Origin of the sequence: Synechococcus sp. PCC 7502 (assembly GCF_000317085.1) — a bacterium.
GTDB lineage: Bacteria > Cyanobacteriota > Cyanobacteriia > Pseudanabaenales > Pseudanabaenaceae > PCC-7502.
On the sequence record NC_019702.1, the window covers coordinates 52457 to 73719 of the forward strand.

Consider the following 21263-nt stretch of genomic DNA (forward strand, 5'->3'; position numbering starts at 1 on the left):
TAGTTCTAATTTTTCTCTAACTTCTTGTCTAATTTTAAAGATGGCAGACCCCAAACCCAAAGAACAAAAAGATCAACAGCATCCTCTATATCGGGGCGATCGCACATTGGTAAATGATTTAATGCGGGTGGAGGCACCAACTGAGCGCAACCTCGCTGATCTTGCCCGACTGTGTATCAGGTATAGAGGATTTCCGGGGGCAAGGGATATTCAAACAGACTTGCTCAAGGTTTTACAAAAGTGGCAATTTTCGGAACCAGAATTATTTGCTCAAACTCGTAAAATCCATGCTGAATCAAAAGTCTATGGTTCGACCAAAGATGGTAGAGATGATTGGGCTTAACATCCTTTGATCCTTTTTTTAATTACAACATTTAATTAAAACACTCTAGTTAAAATATTCATGAAATGCTCAAAACACTAATTATTGCCAGTAGTAATGCGGGAAAAGCAGCCGAATTGCAGGAGCATTTAAATAAATTTTCCGATCAGCTTGATAGTGAATCTACATTTGATTTGAGATTTGATCTTAGGCTTAAGCCCCAAAATATTGAGGTAGAGGAAACTGCAACTACATTCCTTGCTAATGCTCACCTCAAGGCATCTCAAGTGGCGATCGCTACTCGGTCATGGTCTATTGCCGATGATTCGGGTTTAGAAGTAATGGCACTCAACGGCGCACCAGGGATATTTTCGGCAAGGTATGCTAATTCTGATTCTGAAAGGATTAAACGACTTCTAACCGATATGGAACATCAACCTAATCGGCTGGCACAATTTGTCTGTGCGATCGCCATTGCTGATCCCAATGGAGACATTAAAGCTGAGGCGGTGGGAATTTGTGCGGGTGAAATTATCGATGCGCCCCGTGGTCATAGTGGCTTTGGCTATGATCCTATATTTTATGTGCCTGAATATCAGCTAACCTTTGCGGAGATGCCCCCAGAGTTAAAAGCTCAAATTAGTCACCGAGCCAAGGCAATGGAGATTCTCAAGCCTCAAATTTTACAATTATTTTCGAGATTGTAGTTCTGATTCTAGCAATTGCAGATGATTACCTAGGTCTTGGACTTCTTGTAAAATCATTTCAATATTCACTTCATTTTTGAGATTTACTTTATAGTCAGCTTCACTACGGATGCGATCGCGGATGGCTTTACGGTTTTGACTCATCACGATTAAAGGTCCTTGCAATGCCACAATAATTGCTAAGAGTAAATTAAAAAACACGAATGGATAGGGATCAAAAGAATCACGCAGGATAATTGGAGAATTCACTAGCATCCACACCAAGGTTAAGCCACCCAAGGACACAATAAACATCCAACTACCATTGAGTTCGGCAACTCGGTCGGCAAGGCGATCGCTCCAACTTAAATTCCGTTCTATTTGTTCTTCAATATTCACCGTTGCCCGTTGGGACAGTAATAAATTGGTCTCCCGGAGCCTCTCTGCCATAGTCCGCAGAATTGTCATTGCTACCCGTGGTTCGGCATGGATATAACTAGCTAACATTTCTCTAGTTAATTGTAATAGTTCCACATCCGTGGCAGCGATCGCACTGGCACTGCGAGGTTTATCATCAATTAAAGCCAGTTCTCCAAAGTATTCACCCCGAATTAAATCCTTCAGAGATATGGATTCGGAGGTATTGTCAAGCACGGAAATATTCACACAACCCCGTACCACAACGTACATGGTGTCACCAATATCACCTTGCTTAAAGATTACTTCCTTGGCTTTGTAGCTTTTGACATTAACAGCGTATGCCAAAAAACTGAGGTCTTCACTACTCAGTCCCTTAAATAGAGGGATACTTTGGAGCAGGGCATTTTTATTCATAGATGTTCATCGACACAACCATCCATGATTTTGACACTTGTGAAGCACTTATATGGAACCTTCTGTATTTTTGAGGCTTGTATCATGAATAGGTGGATTTGGAAGATGCGATCGCTTTTGGCTTATTGACTTGCAGTAATTATCGGTTTTGAGTAGATGATAAAATAGAAAAACTATGTACAGAACTTAGTAGCTATGATTACTCAAACAATGGTACAGCCGTCCTTCTGGATCGAGGGTGGTATTCAAATCCAAAAGGTGCGGGGCTTGAATCTTTTTAAGTTTAATCATGAACTGCAAACCCGTCTCGAAACTTTGATTGATCTGCAAAAAGCCAACAATCTTAATTCCAATGATATTGCTGAATTGGCGGGACTTACAGAACTAGATCGCATTTTTACTCTCATGAATGCTCGGATTATCGCTGAGTCATGAACATTCCCATTGCCAGTCGTCAACGTATTCGCCAACGTGCAAATTTTTTATGTGAATACTGTCATTCGCCTGAGGAAGCTAGTGCCTCCCTCTTTACCTTTGACCATCTTATGCCCCAGTCCCTTGGTGGTAATGATACTGAAAATAATCTAGCTCTTGCTTGTCATCGCTGTAATGGTCGGCGCTACAATTTCATAAGTGGACTTGATCCTGAAACTCAGTTTATAGTTCCGCTTTTCAATCCTAGGCAAAATAAGTGGTTAGATCATTTCATCTGGTCTGATGATGCTCAAAGAATTTTAGGTATCTCTGACATTGGACGTGCCACAGTCAAACGTCTGGATATGAATGACGATGATCATGATGATGGTTCTATTTTACGCGCCCGCCGTCTTTGGACTCGGGGTGGTTGGCATCCGCCCAGTAGCGATTTGCAAAACGTTTAACAATTAAATCTGGTTTATTTACAGGAAATCAAAAAACTCTTGATCAATTTCGTAGCCTAAAACCTGAGTCATTTGCTGTAATTTCTCAGTACTGTCTATGCCCTGTGTCTTCAACCAATTAGAGATAATAAATATCTTTTGCATAATAAAAATCTGCATAGCCTCAAAGTTATACTCAATGCCTGTAGTAGCATGAAATTCGTGGGGAACCAGCATTGCTGCATATCTGCCTAGCTCGCCATCCTTCCAATCTAAGATATAGGGTAGCCAAGGATAGGTAGCATCTAAACGAATAAACCATAACCGCACTTCGGGAATTTCTGATAACTCCCTAGGATCGCTGGGATCACGATCATAGAAAATCTTGAATTGAACTGGATCATCAGTAATTGTATTGGTAATTTTAGCTATGACTAACTGAGCGGGGGTAATATCTAGGTTGGAGATCGCAGTGTGATTAATATTAATCGTTGGCATTTATTCTTAGTCTGACTTTTATATTGATCTTAGTTACTGATCCTAATTGATGAAAAGCCCAATTTTGCATTTACTCAAATTTCTCAAATGTAATGACCTATCGCTACTTGTTATTTAATAAGCCCTACGGTGTTTTAAGCCAATTTACTGATTCCAATAGCGATCGCCCCACCCTTAAGGACTATATTAATGTGCCATCGGTCTATGCCGTAGGAAGGCTTGATCAAGATAGTGAGGGATTATTACTATTAACAAACAATGGGGCAGTACAGCATCAATTAAGTGATCCTAAGTTTGATCATCCTAAAACCTATTGGGTTCAAGTCGAAGGGATTCCCACTCCAGAGGCGATCGCTCAACTACAACAGGGAGTGGCTATTCAAACCTATAAAACTCGACCCGCCCAAGTTAAATTTTTACCCGAATCCCTAAATATTCCCCCCCGCCAGCCACCCATTCGTTTCCGTGCTGCCATTCCTACTATATGGCTAGAAATCACCTTAACAGAAGGAAAAAATCGCCAAGTTCGTCGTATGACCGCTGCCGTAGGATTTCCCACTTTAAGACTAATTCGAGTAGCGATCGCTCAACTTACCATCAATAGTCCAGAAGTTGGAGAGTTAGAGGTTGGTCAATGGCGAGATTTAACCCCATTAGAGCTAAAGAGTATTTTAGGTTCTGTTCACAAACCAATACAACCAAATCAAGCTAGAAGAAAAAACACGCATAATTACTAATAATTAGGATGCAATTAGTGGCAGAGTATCGATTAGATGCCCTATTAAAAATTTCAGTTATGATCGTAAGATTTCCAGTAAATACTGCAAGAATAAAGTGTTAGTAAATTAAGCACATGATATATCGTCAAGGGTTAAAGTTATTGGTATTACTCGGGATTTTACTTATTCCTGCCTGTGTGAGTAATCCGCCCAAGCCCTTTAGCTCTGAACCTATTCCCAGTGAAGCAATCGGGGAGATTACGGAAATAGCAGATCGTCCTGTATCAATTCGGCTGGTGCAAACTAATCAAGATATTGTTGCCAATCTCGGCAAAGTTATTAAGCTGGAAGAGCCAGTTCGGACTCAAGGTGATGCCTTAGCCCAAATCACGTTAAAAACTGGAGTCGTAATTCGGATGCAGGGTGATACCCTTGTAACTATTAATGCAGATAATAAAATCGACCTTGCTAAGGGGAAAATTTTAGTTTGGGTACCTGCGAATACAACTGCCCAGATCAAAGTTAGTGGAGCGATCGCCTCTGTTAAGAATGCCACAGTTTACATTAACTCAGCCCAAAACTTGCAGATCATAGGCTTACAGGGAACAACCGAGGTATTACCCGTAAATGCACCCATAAATGCAATAGATGCCTCAACTACATCAAATACGCCTAAACTACTAGTGCTAAAAGCAGGGCAGAATCTCTTAATCAGTCAGGATGGCAAATATTCCCCTCCAAAAACTTTAACCACAGAAGATTTAAAAACTCAATTTAAACAAATCAAGCTTCTATCTGGTTTTAACAGTAGATTGGGCAGCCAAGAGATCATCTCCACTAATCTCAAAATTCCCATTAGTCCCACTGACTTTGTAATTCCTCCCAATCGTCCAACTCCACCTAAACCCAGCCCTGTGTATTATCAGGAACCTTATTACCCTGTGGAGAAAACTACTCAGACTCGGAGATCGCCTGCTACTTCACCACCTACCCCTGTTGAGGTTACGAATAAAGCCCCACAGGAAATCCCCCCTGCCCCTGTGCAATCTCCTATGGAACCTGAAGTTGTCCCCAATGACACCCCACCTCAACCAACACAGCCCGAAGAAACCGAACCATCAAATTAATTGGGAATTTATCAGAAAATCTAAAAGTTATAGCCAAAACCAACCAAAATTCCTAAATCTGTTGTCCGCAAAAAAGCCAGATTAGCTGCCACATTAATTGTGAACCTGGATGATATAGGAATGTCAATTCCTCCCGTAATCATTGGACCAACATTGCTATTTAAACCCGTATTAATTGCGACACCAACTCCTACATAGGGAGCAAACTGAACATCATTAAATAGCTGCTGAGGTGCAAAATCATAGGTTACAGGAATTAAAATAGTGGCAAAGTCTCTTAGGATTAAAATCCCTGGACGTACAGATATGGTGTCAGTCAACCCAAGTTTACTAATAATTGCAAAACTGGTACCACCGAGATTACTGCCACCGGTGAGTCCAAAATTAGCACCAACTCCAAAATAACTAGAGCCTGACCGAGTAGCTCTAAATATACGGTTACCATCACTGTCAGTGGGGGCGATTTGAGCCGTAAAGTTAGCAGAATTTTTGAGCATTTTTGCATTACCATGAGGTACATCGTTCAAAGCTACTACCCTTGATATTTTTCCCAATGGTAGTTTCTTAATAGCCTTAGCATCAACCGAAATAGTTGCCTGCATAGTTGAGAGATTTGCAGATTTGCTAATTTCATGTTGCTTAAGTAGGGTCGGACAATTATTCGCTCCGTTGCAGTTATTGGAGTTAATTGTCTCTGCTTCTACTCTGGGAATAAAACTACCTGTGACTAAGAGGGTTAAACCAATCAGAAGATTAAGTTTCATATTTCTGCTCCTTTGCAACCCTGATAAATTATGGGATTACTTAGAACTACACTGACATAGCCATGTTTGACTTCGTGAATAAGTTGATTGATTATTCAGAAATTGTAAACGGCTGGCTCTCAATCATCTCCTTAACAGGTTTATGCTTGATTACTATTTATTGCAGTAACGCAGGTAGGTAGCGATCGCTGGGGTAAAAATCTCTAAAAGCCGAATGTAAACTTCTCTCTTAAACTCCACCACTGCATCTACGCACTCAGAAAATGGCATAAATTTAACTTGGGTAAATTCCCGTTGATGAATATCCAGATCACAGTCAGTGGCGGGATGATTCCAATAAACTAAGAACCATTTCTGCATTTGTCCACGGTACGCTGCCATTCCTGAAGTCAGTTTTAGGCTTTCGGGAAAATCATAGTATAGCCATTCCTCCGATTCTTTAACCAACTCGGCATCAGATATGCCCACTTCCTCATAGAGTTCTCTTAGGGCTGCGGTTTTTGGGTCTTCCCCTGTATCAATTCCACCTTGGGGAAACTGCCATGCCCCCAATACGTTAGTGCGCTCTCCTGCTAAAACCTCACCATTTTGGTTAAAGACAATAATTCCCACATTCTGGCGATAGGGTTTAAGCTTATTTGGTGATGTATTTTTAGATGGCATTGAGGATTTGTAATACGGGTTTAGTAGACACAATATGACGATCCAAGCCTAGTGTAGCAGGAGCAATTCCGATCCCCAAACCAATTAACTGTGGTAGATGGAGAATAGGAATCCCGAGTTTTTGTCCAATTACTTTTTCCACTTCTGGTTGACGAGAATCTAAATTCAAATGACACAGGGGACAAGGTGTAACTATACAATCTGCGCCTGCGGCGATCGCACTACTAAGATGACGACCTGCCATAGAAAAGGAAGCATTGGTGGCATAACTGGAAATGGGCCAACCACAGCACTGTACTCTACCATCGTAATAGACAGGAGTTGCACCAAGGGTTTTAAAGACATTTTCCAAGGATTCAGGCTTATAGGGATCATCAAACCGAGTCACAGTTTGCGCCCGCAATAGATAGCAGCCATAAAAAGAAGCACATTTGAGATTACTTAGAGATCGCACTACTTTAGCTTTTAATCGATCTAAGCCATAGTCCCGAATCATCACCCACAGTAAATGTAAAACTTCTGTATTCCCTTCGTAGTGGTGGGGAGCGAGAAATTCATTAATGCGATTGCGCCGAGCTTCATTATGTTGGAGTTTATCGTTAACTCGACCGAGAACTCCTTGGCAAGTACTGCACTGGGTCATGATTGGTAACTTCAACTCTTCCGCTAGGGCAATATTCCGAGCATTGACTGTATCTTCTAAAAATTCATCGGTTTCCTTAAAAGTACCTGAACCGCAGCAGGCAGCTTTTGTTAATTCTACTAACTCTATTCCCAATTTCTGGGCGATCGCCACGGTTGAACCATGTAACTCTTTACAAGCTCCTTTGGAGACACAGCCGGGATAGTAGGCATACTTGAGGGTTTTTTCAGTGGTCATCTTAAGCTGAGCTTAATTGTTTCAAGGGCATTATAGCTTTAATGCGATCATCGCCAACAAATCAACATCAAAGTAGCGATCTCCCTAAACGTCTATATTTTTGCATCACTAACCTTAATACTTAACAAGACTTGATAGTAATTAAACTTGTTTTAGGAATTTTAGGAACATAATGTTTGCAGATCTTCATCATTTTACGCGTAGAATTAGCAGAAGACTAACGTAAAAAATAAAATCTTTAACGTAGTGGAAGATTATCAATCTGCATTTCTTCAACGGCATCAAGACACTGAAATACTTTGTCAATCAGCACGAAAAGTTGCTGCTATGCACTTTGGCGGTGTTACCGTAGAATGTCTATTAAAATCAATGATCTTAGCCACATTACCAAGAGGTGCAGACAGAGAATGGAAAAATGAATCTAATAATCCTGGTCACACAATTACCAACCCAGGTCACGATTTTCAAGATGCACTAAAGAGACATAATCGTCTACGTGACAGGATTCAAAAAGTTCCTCAAGTTAGAAATTGGCTAGTTAAAGTTGAGAATCCTAATCAGCACTTCATAGATATGCGATATTCTAGCAACGAACTTAATGATACAGACTACAAGGAATGGCATTCTGCGTATAATAGTCTTATCGGATGGTTGCAAAAGCAGTTGACTACACTTTAGGAAAATCACTATGCAGGAAGTCTGGCAAGTATCGTTAAAGCATCAACTTATAGATATTTATGTACAGAACCCAAGTAGTGAATGGGCTGAAATAAATATTTCAACCTCTGGACTTTTAAATTTAACGATTGTAAGCGATCGCTTTAAGGGATTATCGTTCTCACAACGAAGAGATAATCTCCAAAATGTTCTTAATCAATTTAAAATATCTCAAGGTTTTATTTCCCTATACACAGTAGAAGAAGCGAGATCGTTGAATTTATCAGTACCTCCAATTACTAATGAAAATTCTATTAATAGTTGGCAAGATTTAGCTTTATTGGCAGCAAATCCCCAAAATCAAAGACCATCTTTAGAATCTGAACTTCGCACTCCTCGAACCATCACATTTTATTCTTTCAAAGGAGGCGTAGGACGAACAACAGCCTTAACTCATGTAGCTTGGATTTTGGCTATGAGAGGGCGGAAAGTGGTAGCTGTTGATTTAGATTTGGAAGCGCCTGGATTAAGTACGGCTTTTCGTTTAGATCCATCACCTGAATTTGGGATTGTGGATTATTTCTATGAGCGTTCTTATCAACCTGATGGAGTAGAGCCAAATGTTTTAATTACTAAAATATTTGGTGAAGTTACGATACCTGATGCAACGGGAAGACTTTTTATTGTTCCTGCGGGGGCTTTGACTCTAGACTACATTTCCAAGGTTGATGATCTACGGGCAGCCACAATTCTTGATAATGGTGAAACTCTATGGACTCTTTTTAGGCGAGAAATTCAAGAGCAGTTAAAGCCAGATGTTATTTTGGTAGATTCAAGAACAGGTATAAATGAATGGGGCGCTTTATCTCTACTACAGGCTGCGGATGAAGCAATTATATTCTTGTTCCCTAACGAGCAAAACCGACAGGGGATTGATCTGCTCCTAAAATCACTTAATTCGTTCGGCAAGTTATCAATCAATTTTGTCTTTTCTCCTGTTCCAGATCTCAGTGAAACTGGCATGAAAAAAGTTACAGAAATTTGGAAGTTATTGTCAGACGTTATAGAAAAAGAACCAAATATGGAGCAAGTAAATGAAACTGATTATGAAATTGCTGATCCATTTATAGTACCTTATCTCCCCCCTATTGCCCTAGCAGATCATTATCCTGTAACTGGACTATTAGACTATTACAACCGAATAGCTAATTTAATTGATGAAGATAACAACCAAAAGCGTTTAGGAGAGATATTAAATACAAAGGATAGTGATGAAAGATGGAGAATAATTGAAAGCCTTAACTTCCCAGCTTTAAATGCTGCTGATCCCAAAGCTAATCTTATTGACTTATTTCAGAAAACAGCTAATTTTGAAAAGTTTTTAGATGGAAGCACCTGTCTTATTAAGGGCAGAAAAGGAACAGGGAAGACTGCGCTATACTCGCTTCTACTAAATCATGAACCAAAAGCTAAAGAATTAGCTAATGGTCGTTTAGATGCTGTAACTTTTTTCTCTGGTCATGGCACATTTGATCAAAGCCGTCCATCGAGAGATGAGTTTCAATTTATTCATCGACAGCTAGGAGAAACTGGAACATGGGAAGCTTTGTGGAGAGCTTATTTGATTCTTAGATTATTTCAGTCTAGACAGTTAAATTTGGCTAGAGGAAATAACATTGAGAAGTTTAATAATTTGAGAAATACTTTATCGAATCTACCTATTGGAAGGTGGCAATCCGAGCATACTCAAGCATTAATTCAACTGACAAACGACGATAATTTTAGATTAATTGTGAAAGATGCTCTAGACTTATTTGGTGAGCAAAAAATCCAGATAAATCAGACTATTTGGATCTTGTATGATGATTTAGATGAAGATTTTTCTGAGAAAAATGGGGTTAGAGAGCAAGCATTAACTGGTCTATTTCAACTTATTCAAGCTTGTGACGCTCGCCGATTAACTTCAGTTAGATTTAAGATTTTCATACGTGAAGATATTTGGAATCGCTTAAACTTTGACAATAAAAGTCATTTTAATGGACGTGATCTTCTTCTAAAGTGGACGAGAGTTGATTTCTTACGCCTTGCCTTACGACAAGCTATGCAATCAAGAGCCTTCAAAAATTTAGTGGATATGACCTCACCTATTGAAAATATTGATACTGCCACTGAAGAAAATTTAAATAAAGCACTGGATTTACTGTGGGGTGTGCGTAGAAGAACTGGTACTAAGGCTAAGTATGTTCATAGATGGGTTTATGAACGCCTATCAGATTTAAGCGGCGCTACTTTCCCTCGAAGTTTAAGTGTATTACTTCAGGGAGCAAAAGAACATGAACTCAGTTACAAGGGACAAGCATCATTAAAATCACCATCTGATCGGTTAATTCGTGGTACATCTTTAGAGAGAGGTCTAGAAAAAGCGTCTGAAGAACGTTGTGATGCAATTAGACAAGAGTATCCAGACTTAGAAAGATTTTTTGAATCTTTAGAAGGTGTTCCAGCATTGCCTACCAAAGAAGAACTTTATGTAGTATGGCAACAAAGTTATCTAGATTCATATCCTGACTTTGATAACTTTTCTGGTTTTTTGAGCGATATAGGATTAGCTAAATGGCGTGAAAAAGAGATTCGATATGGCTTTGCCGATATCTATGTATATGGATTCAAAATGATTCGGAAGGGTGGAAGATAAATGTAGGGAGGCTTGCGCCCCCTATAAAAGCTAGTTCTAACTCCCACCGATAAGTGCAACATCGCGGGAGTTAGCTTCAAAGGCTGCATTATCACCATTCCAACCATTCGCTAACAGTAAAAATGCTCAAAATTTAACAGCAACTTTCTCTATAGGTTCCACAATCCAAAACTTGATTATAGACTGGCGATCTATATCTAAACGGGCTGACTCTCGATCAATTGCCGAAATCATCCACTAAGGCAAATCAACAGAAATAGGCTGAGTTTCTAAAGCAGGACGTTTTAATGTGGATAGATCGAATAAATCTAAGATATCTTCACCATCATCAAACTTTTTATCCAACTCTTCAGCTTTCATATAGCTTCACCTCATTTTCGCGCGATCACCTTACAGAAATAATCCTAACCACAGAACCTCGATAAGTCACAATTGCTGACTAGTTTTTGCCGTCAATCTTGCCAATGATCATAAAACGAGGCTTGTCTGTTGATAAAGTTTAGATTTCAACCCTATAGAGTGTATTTGAGATCTAGTTTTCTGCAAGCCTGATGAGCAATAGCCTGAGGAAACAGAGATTCAATTTTGTTGAAGCATTAAATAGAGTTTTCTCAAAGTTCTTAACTAAAATCTTACATCTTTCAACCCAAGCATTCGACCTTTCAATTACCCATCTTGCCTTGATAGGGACAAACCCAGACTTTCCAACTGATGCTTTTTCTGCTTTAGTGGGCTTGTCCGATAGTTCAAACTTGATTTTGCTCATAATTTGAGGGTAAATCTTCTCTAGCTCCTGCCTAATGCGGTCTGGATGATACCCGTTATCCAGCAAAATTGTAATCTTAGGGACATTCATAGGCTTGGACTTAAAGTAATCAATATTTTCTGTGAACATCTCAATTAGTCCTTGGTCATCACTTACATTTGCTTTTGTACAATGAGTGAAAAATGGAAATCCTAAACTATCAACTGCTAGGTGTCTTTTGATCCCGTTTGTGGCTTTGTAAAAGCAAAAAACTTTTGACTCCACTCCTGCATTGCAAGTATTCTTAACTGCCTGTGAGTCAATCATAATCAGGCTTGTCCATTTTCTGTTTTTTTAGAATGTTCTCTCACCATGCCATGCAGTTGTTTCATTATTCTTGTGATTACCCCTGCATCTCGCCATTGCTTGTAGTGCCAAAATACCGTTGAGTATGGTGGGAAGTCTTTGGGTAAATCTATCCAATTACAACCATTCTTTAGTTGGTATAGGATGGCATCGAGTATTTGTCTCTTTGTCCAATTAGATGGTCTGGTCTGCTTTTTCTGTGGTAACAATGGTTCTATGATTTCCCATGCTTTGTCTGTTAAGTCGCTTGTGTAAGCCATTTTGGGTTTATACTACCATTTCTAGATGTCAAATAGGCTCTATAACAATCATTCCATGGCATTTTTGCCTTTTCAAAGTCGATTCCATGCTTCGATTGACTAATCTGACTTTTTACTAGATCGTACTAAAATCGCACAACTTTATTCAGGCTACAATAAATAATCTTCAAAATTAATGCGATCCCTTACAAAAACAGAAGAGTATATGGCTTTAGATTTAAACTCTATTCAATTTCTAGAAGCGATCGCCCAATTTAACAAACAAGAATTCTATACCTGCCACGATCTCTTAGAAGCAATATGGATGGATGCTTATTATCCAGAAAAAACTTTTTATCAAGGATTATTGCAAATTGCAGTGGGGCTTTATCACCTTGGAAATTCCAATTACAAGGGCAGCATGATTTTACTGGGTGAAGGCATAGGTCGGCTTAGGGACTTTCAGCCAGAATACAAAGGGGTAAATGTCAGTCAACTAATTCAAGACAGTGCTGAACTGCTGAGCAAAATCCAAAAATCAGGTAAAGGGGAACTAGAAAGCAAAATTCTCAAATTGCCTGAAATTGTTTATATTTCTAGTGATGAAGAGCCATAGATTAGAATTTTTCCAGCTTTGGGGTCGTGGGGTAGTTTAGCAATGCAGGCAGGGCACCGAAATTGCCACTATAACAATATACAAAATTGTTTTTGATAATTTTCGGGTGTGCAAAAATTGGGTATATCTCTCCCTAATAGCCAAATATTGTTCTTTTTGAGTAGAAGATAAAGGACAGTTTCGCAGAACCCGCACCAAGTCTTTATAAATGTATCCCGATCTAAAAAAATAGGGTCTGATTTCCAAAAAACTCAAGGCATAGGTGATCGCTTCTTGATCACCCGAGCGCAATCTGCTTCTAACCCCATTAATCCCACCTAAAAAAGCTAGATCATTATATTGACAATGAAACTCCTTACAGGCTTGCTCCCAAATTTTCCATTCCTTTTCACTCCTATCTCGATATTTCCAAGTCTCATGGATGCGATCATGAAGTGAGACAATTTTTGCTGTATTGCTTATAATTTGGTGTTCGTAGGGTAAAACCATAGACGGAAATTATACCTGATCACCTGCGGGAACAAAAACAAGTGTATGCAGGTACAACTTCCAGTAACCTATACTTTTTCTAGTTTCTGAGTTGATACTAAAGCATGGTGTAACTTATTCAAAGCATCAATGTAGGCAGTGGCAGAAGCGACGATAATATCAGTATTTGCCGCATGACCAGAAAAAATTCCCCGTTCATGTTTTAAGCGAATTGTGACTTCTCCCAAAGCATCTATCCCTGCGGTGACTGACTGTACAGAAAATTCAATCAGTTGATTAGGCACATCAATTAGACGGTTAATTGCCTTATATACTGCATCCACGGGACCAGTTCCGACGGCGGCATCGGTAATTTCTTTACCTTCGGGGGTAAGAATCGTTACAGTTGCTGTGGGTACGGAGCGATCGCCGCAACTAACCTGAACTTGCTCTAACTGGAATGCCTTAGTAACTTTACGGATTTCATCATTAACGATCGCCTCTAAATCCCAATCACTAATGTCTTTTTTCTTATCAGCGAGTTCTTTAAAGCGCACAAATGCCTTATTTAGCTCTTGCTCAGAAAGCTCAAACCCCAATTCATTTAATCTGGCACCAAAGGCATGACGACCCGAATGCTTCCCAAGCACAATTAAGTTATCGGTTAAGCCAATGGATTGGGCATCCATAATTTCATAGGTGAGCTTATTTTTGAGAATACCATCTTGGTGAATTCCCGATTCATGAGCAAAGGCATTGGCACCAACGATCGCTTTGTTTGCCTGCACTAACATCCCCGTGAATTGAGAAACCAAGCGGGAGGTTTTATGGATTTGAATAGTATCAATTTTAGTCAAAGGTACTTCGGAATCCACAGCCCGTCCCAAAAACGGATTGAAGTATTGACGACGCACATGCAAAGCCATTACCACTTCTTCTAAAGCGGTATTTCCTGCCCGTTCACCAATGCCGTTAATCGCACATTCTAGTTGTCTGGCTCCATTTTTCACAGCTTCAAGGAAGTTTGCCACTGCTAAGCCTAGATCGTTATGTCCATGCACAGAAATAATGGCTTTATCAATGCCTCGCACGTTTTGTTTAATACCACGGATCAAAGCTCCAAACTCTTCGGGAGTGCTATAACCAACGGTATCGGGAATATTTAGAGTGGTAGCCCCTGCCCTAATTGCTGCCTCTAGGACAGAATAAAGATAATCTGGATCGGAGCGGGTCGCATCCATCGGCGAAAACTCCACATCATCGCAAAAAGATTTGGCATAACTAACCATTTCTTCAGCGATCGCCAAGACTTCAGATCGAGATTTACGCAATTGATACTCTAGGTGAATATCAGAAGTGGAGATAAATGTATGGATTCTACCTTTGGCTGCGGGTTTAACAGCTTCGGCGGCGGCTTTAATATCTGCTTTGATCGCTCTTGCTAAACTACAAACGATAGGACCATCGACAGTGCCAACAGCTTCGGCAATTTTTTGGACTGCTTCAAAATCCCCCGGTGAGGCGATCGCAAACCCTGCTTCAATTACATCTACTCCCAGTTTCGCCAGTTGCCGTGCAATAATTAGCTTCTCTTCAACATTTAGGGTGGCACCGGGGCATTGTTCACCATCACGCAAAGTCGTATCGAAAATAATTACACGGTCTTGTTCGGCGGCTTGATCGGGAATAGACATGGTAGTTAACTCATATTCAATCTGTATTGATAATTTTAACTTGACTTTAACTTTCTGTGTTTAACTTTACATTTAAGTTTTTAAATTAGCTTCTGGATTGGCTTTTTAGATTAAAGGACTGTTTCATTTTTAGCAACAGAGCAAGTTTAATTTGGGGTACAGATATACTAAGCCCATCAAATTTATCTCAACACCATAAAACCTGTGAGGTTACGATGCTAGAAAATATCTCAAAGGATGCCAGAAGTTACCAAATTTTGTCTCTGTTTCTATTTTTAGTACTAGGAATTGGCACAAGGGATTGGACATTAAAGCCTGAATTAATGGCGGTTATTGCTGGCACTTGTTTAAGTACCCAAGTTTTGCTGTCATGGTTAACCTTTAAGTTGCAAACGCAGTTTCCCTTAGCAAATTTCTCTGCCCATCAAATTAATTATCCAGTTAATTATAGAGTCAAAAATCACATCTTGAAAGGATTACCCAGTGCCCTTGTTACGACTTTAGGCATGTGTTTATTACTCAGGGCAGGTAGTCCTTCAACTATGATCTTGGCTGCTTTTTGTGCGATCGCTTCTAAATTTATTTTTCGAGTTGGCGATAAACATTGGTTTAATCCGGGGAACTTTGGCATTGTTACCGCTCTTTTATTTACATCCGATGCTTGGGTTTCACCGGGGCAGTGGGGCGATGAGGTTTGGTATGCCCTTGTATTTTTATGTATGGGCGGCATGGTATTAAAGCGGGTAGGTAGATGGGATACGACAGCAGCTTTTTTTTGCAGTTATGCGGGCTTGGAGCTAATTCGTAATCTTTATCTCGGCTGGAGTTGGGATGTGTTGGGACATAGGTTAATGAGTGGCTCGTTGTTACTATTTGCCATGTTTATGATTACCGATCCTCGGTCTATTCCCAATGCTCGAAGTGCGCGGATCATTTGGGCGGTGGCGATCGCCTGCTTAACTTTTATCCTACGCAACTATTTCTTTGTATCTGATGCTGTTTTTTATGCCCTATTTGCCCTATCACCATTAACCTTAGTTTTGGATTATCTCTACAAGGCTCCTCGATTTACTTGGTTTAAGGATCAAGCGCCTCTAACTTCCAAGCCATTAGTCCTAAGCTAAATCTTGCCAATCCTATCAAATTTTTAGAATCGAATCTTTAGAGTAGAGATAAACCTATGAAACCTGTTCGTCTTATTTTCAGCCTGCTTTTAAGCCTAGTTGTGCTGTGCGCCTTTAATCCGATCGCTTGGGCATTTTGTGGATTTTATGTATCTAAAGCTGATGCCAAACTCTATAACAATGCTTCTCAGGTGGTAATTGCCCGTGATGGCGATCGCACGATTTTAACTATGGCAAATGATTTTCAAGGGGATGTCAAAGACTTTGCCATTGTCATACCTGTACCAACAATTTTGAAGCAAGATCAAGTGCGGGTTGGAGATGCCCAAATTATCGAACGTCTTGATAGCTTTAGTGCGCCTCGGTTGGTGGAATATTTTGATGCTGATCCCTGTGCGCCAGTATATCCAATGATGGAGTCTATGCGAGCGGCACCTAGTGCGAATGGAGTAATGGATGCCATGAAAACTCGTAAAGATACTTATTTAGGTGTCACCATCGAAGAGAAATTTACCGTGGGTGAGTACGATATTTTAATCCTCAGTGCCAAAGAATCTGGCGGACTAGAAACATGGCTGCTCGAAAATGGCTATCGCATTCCCCCAGGAGCAAGGCAAGTTTTACAGGCTTATATTCGCCAAAATCTGAAATTCTTTGTAGCTAAGGTCAATCTTGAAGAACTAGCAAAATCTGACACCCAATATCTTCGTCCCTTAATGATGGCGTTTGAGTCCAAACGATTTATGTTGCCAATTCGCTTGGGGATGGTTAATGCCAAAGGTGATCAAGATTTATTAGTGTATATTCTCTCACCCCGAGGACAAGCGGAAGTCACTAACTATCGAATGGTTAATATTCCCAGTGATGCCGAGATTCCAGAATTTGTTAAAAATGAATTTGGTGGTTTTTATAAGGCTATGTTCCAAACTGCCCACCGCCGTGAGGATAAAAGAGTGGCTTTCCTAGAATATGCGTGGGATATGAGTAGTTGTGATCCCTGTTCGGCACAACCTCTAACCCCTGAAGAGTTAACAAAAGCTGGTGTATTTTGGTTAAATTCGCCTGTACCTATGCCCTTAAACTCATCCTTTAACTCCATTCGCGATCGCCGCATTTCCGTCCCATCGAGGGGGAATGTATTTATTACAAGAATTCATGTCCGCTATAACCGTGATAAATTTCCCGAAGACTTAATCTTCCAAGAAACATCCAATCAACAACAGTTCCAAGGTCGATATATTATGCGCCATGCTTTTAAGGGAGAAGCTAAATGTGAAGCAGGTCAAGCTTACAGGAGGTCGTTACCTCAACGCTTTGAAAAAGAGGCACAAACTTTAGCGCAACTAACCGATTGGAAAATTGCAGATATTCGCCGTCGCTTACCCGTAGTCGATGTGCCTAGGAATCCGATTCAACAATTCTGGCAAAATATTTGGAGATAAATTAGGCTTAATTATCTGTGATTAATTAAGTAATTCGTGACTAAAATAACTAGCTAATTGGTCTGGTTAATTAATTGAGTGAATTCATAAAGCCAAAATCTAATTTTTAAATCCCTCTTCTTTTATTTGAGTTAAAGCTCTTAGGATGATTGAGGGTTTTTTAGTCTTAATTTTTTATTAACTTTTCATAAAATAGAAAAAAAATTTACTAATTTCGTGATCAAGTCTTATAAAATTTGCGTGAAATTTACCTGAAATTTAGATATTCTTAAATAGTAATAATATTAATCAACTATGTCTGAGCCGATCGCTCCATTAACGGGTAAAGCTTTACTCCAAAAAGTTAAAGAATCCAGTCATTTATCTAAACGAGAACAAGCCAAAATTTGCGGTTACTATTCTAGTAATAAAGATAGTGCCAATCTTACAGAATTTTATGAGGCATTAATTCAAGCCAATGGGATTCCCCTTGATCCAGAAACATCTAAAGATGGGCGGGGACGAGAGCCTAACTATCGTGTTAGTGTGCATAAAAATGGTCAAATTGTGATTGGTGCCACCTACACAGAAGAGATGGGATTAGTTCCGGGAGATGAATTTGAAATTAAGTTAGGCTATAAACATATTCAGCTTCGTCAAATTATTAATGAGGAAGACTCGGTATAACGTTAATATAAATCGATGCAGCTAGTTGACACCCATGTCCATATTAACTTTAAGGATTTTAACGATGATTTGCCATTGGTAAGATCAAGGTGGCAAGAGGCAGGAGTTACTCGGTTGGTACATTCCTGTGTGAAGCCATCGGAATTTAGTCAAATTCAAGCGATCGCTAATCAATTTCCTGAGCTTAGTTTTGCTGTGGGTTTACATCCATTAGATGCTCATACATGGCAACCTGAATGGCAGGAAGAAATCTTTAATTTAGCCAGTAGCGATCGCCGAGTTGTGGCAATTGGCGAAACTGGTTTAGATTTTTATAAAGCGGAAAATAAAGAGCAACAAATTTTGGCATTTCAAGCTCAATTAGATATTGCCCATCGTTTAAATATACCCGTAATTATTCATTGTCGAGATGCAGCGATCGCTACCCGTGAGGTATTAGCAGAATTTAATCATAAATATCCTGAACCTATTACAGGGGTAATGCATTGTTGGGCGGGAAATCCTGAAGAAACGCAATGGTTTGTTGATCTGGGAATGTACATTAGTTTTAGTGGAGTTGTTACTTTTAAGAATGCTCAAACTATTCAAGCCTCTGCCCAAATTGTGCCAAGCGATCGCCTACTTATCGAAACTGATTGTCCGTTTTTAGCACCCATGCCCAATCGAGGTAAACGTAATGAACCTGCATTTGTTTTATATGTGGCTCAAAAATTGGCTGAAATTAGAGGTGAACCTTTAGAGCAATTAGCTGAGGAAACTACTCAAAATGCACTTAGGTTATTCAAACTGGTTTAGCTAATCGGCTGACATTTAGGACAAAAGTGAGTAGATCGCCCACCAAGTTTAATTCTGGCAATAACCCCACTGCAAACTTTACAGGGTTGTCCCGTCCGTCTAAATACCCAAGCCGAATGAATATAGTTACCTTTATCGCCGCCAATATCCACAAAATCACTAAATGTGGTACCACCGTGGGTAATACCATCGCTTAAAACTCTCCGAATTGCTTGGACTAGTGATTCTAGTTGACTTTTAGTAAGTTGATTAGATTTAGTTTGGGGATGAATACCACTCAGGAATAAACTTTCATCAGCATAAATATTGCCAATACCTGCAATTACCGTTTGATCTAGTAATGAGTTTTTAATTGGGCGATCGCTTTTTCTCAGTTTATTCTGTAAGTATTCATAATTAAAATTGGGGTCAAAGGGTTCCATTCCTAATTTTTGAACGCCGCTAATTATCTCTTCAGGATTTATTCCTGACGGCACTAACCACATCTGTCCAAAGGTACGTTGATCGTTAAATCTTAGTTCTTGCTGGTTGGCAAAATAAATCCTAATGCGGGTGTGTGTATGAATCGGTAAAGAGCGATCGCACCACAATAATTTTCCTGTCATGCGTAAATGAACTCCTAGCCAACTGTCATTACTGAGTTCTGCTAGGAGATATTTGCCCCGTCTATGCCAAGACAGAATTCGCTTACCCTTTAGCCCTAGGTTAAATTCCTCTGGATTATGGGGATAAGCGATTGTCCGTTCTAGTAAAATCTCACTGCTAATAATTTGGCGATCGCAGGTGGATTCATGCAAACTACGTCGTACGGTTTCTACCTCTGGAAGTTCGGGCATTAATATATGGTTAGAATGGGTATTTCCACACTTTAATTATAGAATTTGCGGTGCTGGCAATACTTTTTTGATCGGGGCTAATGGCGATCGCACTAATTGGATCGACATCGCTTGCTTTAAACGTCTTTAGAAGCTTACGATTTTGCCAATCCCAAAAATTTACAGTGCCACGGAAATTACCTGTAATCAAAACCTTACCACTTGGACTCAAGGTCATAGATTCCACCGAGTCAGAATTCTCAGCAAAGTTCCGAATTAGTTTGCCTTTGGCTAAGTCCCAAACCATGATCGTATTGATCGCCGTATCCTTGGTTGCTATTTGCCCAAAACTGCCGCTAAATAAAGTTTTACCATCAGGGGTTATCGCAAGGGAACCTACTGGACTTTCTTGTTTCAGACTATAAATTAGTTTACCATTCACTAAATTCCAGACTTTAATATTGCCATACTGACTTACGGTGTTATCGGCATCACCACTGCTGCTGACTAAGGTTTTACCATCACGGCTAACAGCTAGGCTACTAATATAATCTGGATGCCCTTTAAGGGTATATAAAAGCTGCCCTGTGGGAAGATACCAAATCTTAACTGTGCGATCGTCGCTACCACTAGCAAGCAATTTACCATCGGGACTAATAGCTACAGCACTAACGGAGCGAGTATGACCATAGAGGGTGCGTAATAACCTATTGCTTTTTAATTCCCAAATTTTAACGCTACTATCAACATCTCCCGTCGCCATTACCGATCTATCTTCGCTAACGGCAATAGATGTAATACCTTGAGAGTTGGCTGATAGAGTTCGCAAAAGCTTTCGAGATGAAATATTCCAAACTTTGAGGGTATTATCCCTACTACCACTGATCAATGTTTTCCCATCGGCACTAAAGGCGATCGCACTGACATCACTAGTATGACCAGCAAAAACCTCTAAGGGCTTGACCTCTGTCTGAGATAGCACCTTAGTCCCGTAAGAACTCCCAATTAGGAAAATTGCCACAGCCGCCGCTAACCTGCTCCCAGAAATTAATTTCATTACCCTATTTCCTAGCATAAAACACAATATTGCAATTGATTTAAATCACAACTTTAATGTGATCTATATCATAGGCATGTGGCTGTAAGCTAGTGTTTTCAGTACATACAGCATATAAAAAGTCAAATTGACTAAGTTAGAACCACTAAACTACAGATATAGATACATATCCAGAATTTCTCTGCTAATTCTTAAGTTTTTATGAAAATTGACCAAATCTTGACTTTGTAAAAATTTAGTTTATTTCTACTTTAATTAAAGAGGAGATCGCCCCCGTCCACCATAAATTTCCATCTCCACTTAAAAGAATTACCTCTGGATATAGCGATCGGATTGCCTCACCAGAGCCATCATCAACTATCACTACTTGATATTTTGCTAAATCTCCGTTAATCCGCAAATTTCCCAAACAAGCGAGGGTAAGATGCTTACGATTACGAATGGGGATAATTATATAAACGTTCGCTGTATTTATATTGAGGTTTGAGGACTAGTAGGGAATGCTCTGCACGGGTGGTGGATATTTTAATT

Annotated in this window: 26 protein-coding genes; 13 read left to right on the top strand and 13 right to left on the bottom strand. The window is 39.8% G+C overall.

Translation table 11 applies throughout. The annotated features are described in order from the left end of the window. Window positions 1-40: 40 nt before the first annotated feature. Together SYN7502_RS00245 and rdgB are read left to right on the top strand one after the other, a co-directional pair. Entirely contained in the window at window positions 41-343 is a 303-nt protein-coding gene (locus tag SYN7502_RS00245) for a DUF3288 family protein (RefSeq protein WP_015166883.1), read from the top strand. A gap of 65 nt (window positions 344-408) precedes the next feature. Then, a complete protein-coding gene (rdgB, locus tag SYN7502_RS00250) occupies window positions 409-1029 on the top strand; it encodes an RdgB/HAM1 family non-canonical purine NTP pyrophosphatase (protein ID WP_015166884.1) in 621 nt (206 codons plus the stop codon). On the opposite strand, the gene SYN7502_RS00255 is transcribed toward rdgB, so the two are convergent. Then, on the bottom strand, window positions 1012-1842 hold the full coding sequence (locus SYN7502_RS00255; protein WP_015166885.1) for a DUF1003 domain-containing protein: 831 nt from the start codon (window positions 1840-1842) through the stop codon (window positions 1012-1014). The genes rdgB and SYN7502_RS00255 overlap by 18 nt on opposite strands. 195 nt (window positions 1843-2037) lie before the next feature. Between SYN7502_RS00255 and SYN7502_RS00260 the strand changes: the two genes are divergently transcribed. Together SYN7502_RS00260 and SYN7502_RS00265 are read left to right on the top strand one after the other, a co-directional pair. Continuing rightward, entirely contained in the window at window positions 2038-2277 is a 240-nt protein-coding gene (locus SYN7502_RS00260) for a hypothetical protein (RefSeq protein ID WP_015166886.1), read from the top strand. Next, complete coding sequence (locus SYN7502_RS00265) at window positions 2274-2723, top strand: HNH endonuclease (RefSeq protein WP_015166887.1); 450 nt, start codon at window positions 2274-2276, stop codon at window positions 2721-2723. The genes SYN7502_RS00260 and SYN7502_RS00265 overlap by 4 nt, the downstream gene beginning before the upstream one ends. 18 nt (window positions 2724-2741) lie before the next feature. Here the strand turns inward: SYN7502_RS00265 and SYN7502_RS00270 are convergent, their stop codons facing one another. Next, entirely contained in the window at window positions 2742-3200 is a 459-nt protein-coding gene (locus SYN7502_RS00270) for a CRR6 family NdhI maturation factor (RefSeq protein WP_015166888.1), read from the bottom strand. 92 nt (window positions 3201-3292) lie between these two features. Between SYN7502_RS00270 and SYN7502_RS00275 the strand changes: the two genes are divergently transcribed. After that, entirely contained in the window at window positions 3293-3937 is a 645-nt protein-coding gene (locus SYN7502_RS00275) for a pseudouridine synthase (protein ID WP_015166889.1), read from the top strand. A 116-nt stretch (window positions 3938-4053) separates the two neighbouring features. Next, complete coding sequence (locus SYN7502_RS00280) at window positions 4054-5046, top strand: FecR family protein (RefSeq protein WP_015166890.1); 993 nt, start codon at window positions 4054-4056, stop codon at window positions 5044-5046. A 20-nt stretch (window positions 5047-5066) separates the two neighbouring features. Here SYN7502_RS00280 and SYN7502_RS18015 read toward each other — a convergent pair whose 3' ends face one another. From SYN7502_RS18015 to SYN7502_RS00295, 3 genes are all read right to left on the bottom strand, one after another. Beyond that, window positions 5067-5810, bottom strand: coding sequence for a hypothetical protein (locus SYN7502_RS18015; RefSeq protein WP_015166891.1), 744 nt, complete (start codon window positions 5808-5810; stop codon window positions 5067-5069). 153 nt (window positions 5811-5963) lie between these two features. Beyond that, window positions 5964-6473 carry an RNA pyrophosphohydrolase gene (locus tag SYN7502_RS00290; protein ID WP_015166892.1) on the bottom strand — a complete coding sequence of 170 codons (510 nt, stop codon included), beginning with the start codon at window positions 6471-6473 and terminating at the stop codon, window positions 5964-5966. Then, on the bottom strand, window positions 6463-7353 hold the full coding sequence (locus SYN7502_RS00295) for a CoB--CoM heterodisulfide reductase iron-sulfur subunit B family protein (RefSeq protein WP_015166893.1): 891 nt from the start codon (window positions 7351-7353) through the stop codon (window positions 6463-6465). The genes SYN7502_RS00290 and SYN7502_RS00295 overlap by 11 nt, the downstream gene beginning before the upstream one ends. Window positions 7354-7599: 246 nt before the next feature. On the opposite strand from SYN7502_RS00295, the gene SYN7502_RS00300 reads away from it, so the two are divergent. Together SYN7502_RS00300 and SYN7502_RS00305 are read left to right on the top strand one after the other, a co-directional pair. Further along, entirely contained in the window at window positions 7600-8031 is a 432-nt protein-coding gene (locus SYN7502_RS00300) for a hypothetical protein (RefSeq protein ID WP_015166894.1), read from the top strand. 10 nt (window positions 8032-8041) lie between these two features. After that, a complete protein-coding gene (locus SYN7502_RS00305) occupies window positions 8042-10705 on the top strand; it encodes a ParA family protein (protein ID WP_015166895.1) in 2664 nt (887 codons plus the stop codon). Window positions 10706-10942: 237 nt separating this feature from the next. Here SYN7502_RS00305 and SYN7502_RS21130 read toward each other — a convergent pair whose 3' ends face one another. The 3 genes from SYN7502_RS21130 to SYN7502_RS00320 form a co-directional block, all read right to left on the bottom strand. Continuing rightward, window positions 10943-11065 (bottom strand): hypothetical protein, encoded by a 123-nt coding sequence (locus SYN7502_RS21130; protein ID WP_256377865.1) that lies wholly within the window; start codon window positions 11063-11065, stop codon window positions 10943-10945. A 172-nt stretch (window positions 11066-11237) separates the two neighbouring features. Further along, the gene (locus SYN7502_RS00315) at window positions 11238-11777 is read right to left on the bottom strand and encodes a transposase (protein ID WP_015166896.1); all 540 of its coding nucleotides are present in this window, start codon (window positions 11775-11777) and stop codon (window positions 11238-11240) included. Window positions 11778-11779: 2 nt separating this feature from the next. After that, window positions 11780-12076: a transposase gene (locus tag SYN7502_RS00320; RefSeq protein WP_015166897.1), complete on the bottom strand. Its 297-nt coding sequence runs from the start codon at window positions 12074-12076 to the stop codon at window positions 11780-11782. Between the two features lie 175 nt (window positions 12077-12251). Here SYN7502_RS00320 and SYN7502_RS00325 point away from each other — a divergent pair, with 175 nt between their 5' ends. Beyond that, a complete protein-coding gene (locus tag SYN7502_RS00325; RefSeq protein WP_015166898.1) occupies window positions 12252-12671 on the top strand; it encodes a DUF309 domain-containing protein in 420 nt (139 codons plus the stop codon). Window positions 12672-12707: 36 nt separating this feature from the next. Here the strand turns inward: SYN7502_RS00325 and SYN7502_RS00330 are convergent, their stop codons facing one another. Beyond that, the gene (locus tag SYN7502_RS00330; RefSeq protein ID WP_015166899.1) at window positions 12708-13160 is read right to left on the bottom strand and encodes a hypothetical protein; all 453 of its coding nucleotides are present in this window, start codon (window positions 13158-13160) and stop codon (window positions 12708-12710) included. 68 nt (window positions 13161-13228) lie between these two features. Beyond that, window positions 13229-14833 (bottom strand): 2-isopropylmalate synthase, encoded by a 1605-nt coding sequence (locus SYN7502_RS00335; RefSeq protein ID WP_015166900.1) that lies wholly within the window; start codon window positions 14831-14833, stop codon window positions 13229-13231. A gap of 215 nt (window positions 14834-15048) precedes the next feature. Between SYN7502_RS00335 and SYN7502_RS00340 the strand changes: the two genes are divergently transcribed. The 4 genes from SYN7502_RS00340 (at window position 15049) to SYN7502_RS00355 (ending at window position 18860) form a co-directional block, all read left to right on the top strand. Continuing rightward, the gene (locus SYN7502_RS00340; protein WP_015166901.1) at window positions 15049-15957 is read left to right on the top strand and encodes an RnfABCDGE type electron transport complex subunit D; all 909 of its coding nucleotides are present in this window, start codon (window positions 15049-15051) and stop codon (window positions 15955-15957) included. A gap of 56 nt (window positions 15958-16013) precedes the next feature. Then, window positions 16014-17399: a DUF2330 domain-containing protein gene (locus SYN7502_RS00345; RefSeq protein ID WP_015166902.1), complete on the top strand. Its 1386-nt coding sequence runs from the start codon at window positions 16014-16016 to the stop codon at window positions 17397-17399. A 294-nt stretch (window positions 17400-17693) separates the two neighbouring features. Continuing rightward, the gene (locus tag SYN7502_RS00350; protein WP_015166903.1) at window positions 17694-18065 is read left to right on the top strand and encodes an AbrB family transcriptional regulator; all 372 of its coding nucleotides are present in this window, start codon (window positions 17694-17696) and stop codon (window positions 18063-18065) included. Window positions 18066-18080: 15 nt separating this feature from the next. Next, window positions 18081-18860 carry a TatD family hydrolase gene (locus SYN7502_RS00355; RefSeq protein WP_015166904.1) on the top strand — a complete coding sequence of 260 codons (780 nt, stop codon included), beginning with the start codon at window positions 18081-18083 and terminating at the stop codon, window positions 18858-18860. Here SYN7502_RS00355 and SYN7502_RS00360 read toward each other — a convergent pair. The 3 genes from SYN7502_RS00360 to SYN7502_RS20375 form a co-directional block, all read right to left on the bottom strand. Then, complete coding sequence (locus tag SYN7502_RS00360) at window positions 18857-19696, bottom strand: DNA-formamidopyrimidine glycosylase (RefSeq protein ID WP_015166905.1); 840 nt, start codon at window positions 19694-19696, stop codon at window positions 18857-18859. The two genes, SYN7502_RS00355 and SYN7502_RS00360, sit on opposite strands and share 4 nt — an antisense overlap. 10 nt (window positions 19697-19706) lie before the next feature. Further along, window positions 19707-20732: a WD40 repeat domain-containing protein gene (locus SYN7502_RS00365; RefSeq protein ID WP_015166906.1), complete on the bottom strand. Its 1026-nt coding sequence runs from the start codon at window positions 20730-20732 to the stop codon at window positions 19707-19709. 235 nt (window positions 20733-20967) lie between these two features. Then, complete coding sequence (locus SYN7502_RS20375; protein WP_371257836.1) at window positions 20968-21207, bottom strand: glycosyltransferase family 2 protein; 240 nt, start codon at window positions 21205-21207, stop codon at window positions 20968-20970. Window positions 21208-21263: the final 56 nt, after the last annotated feature.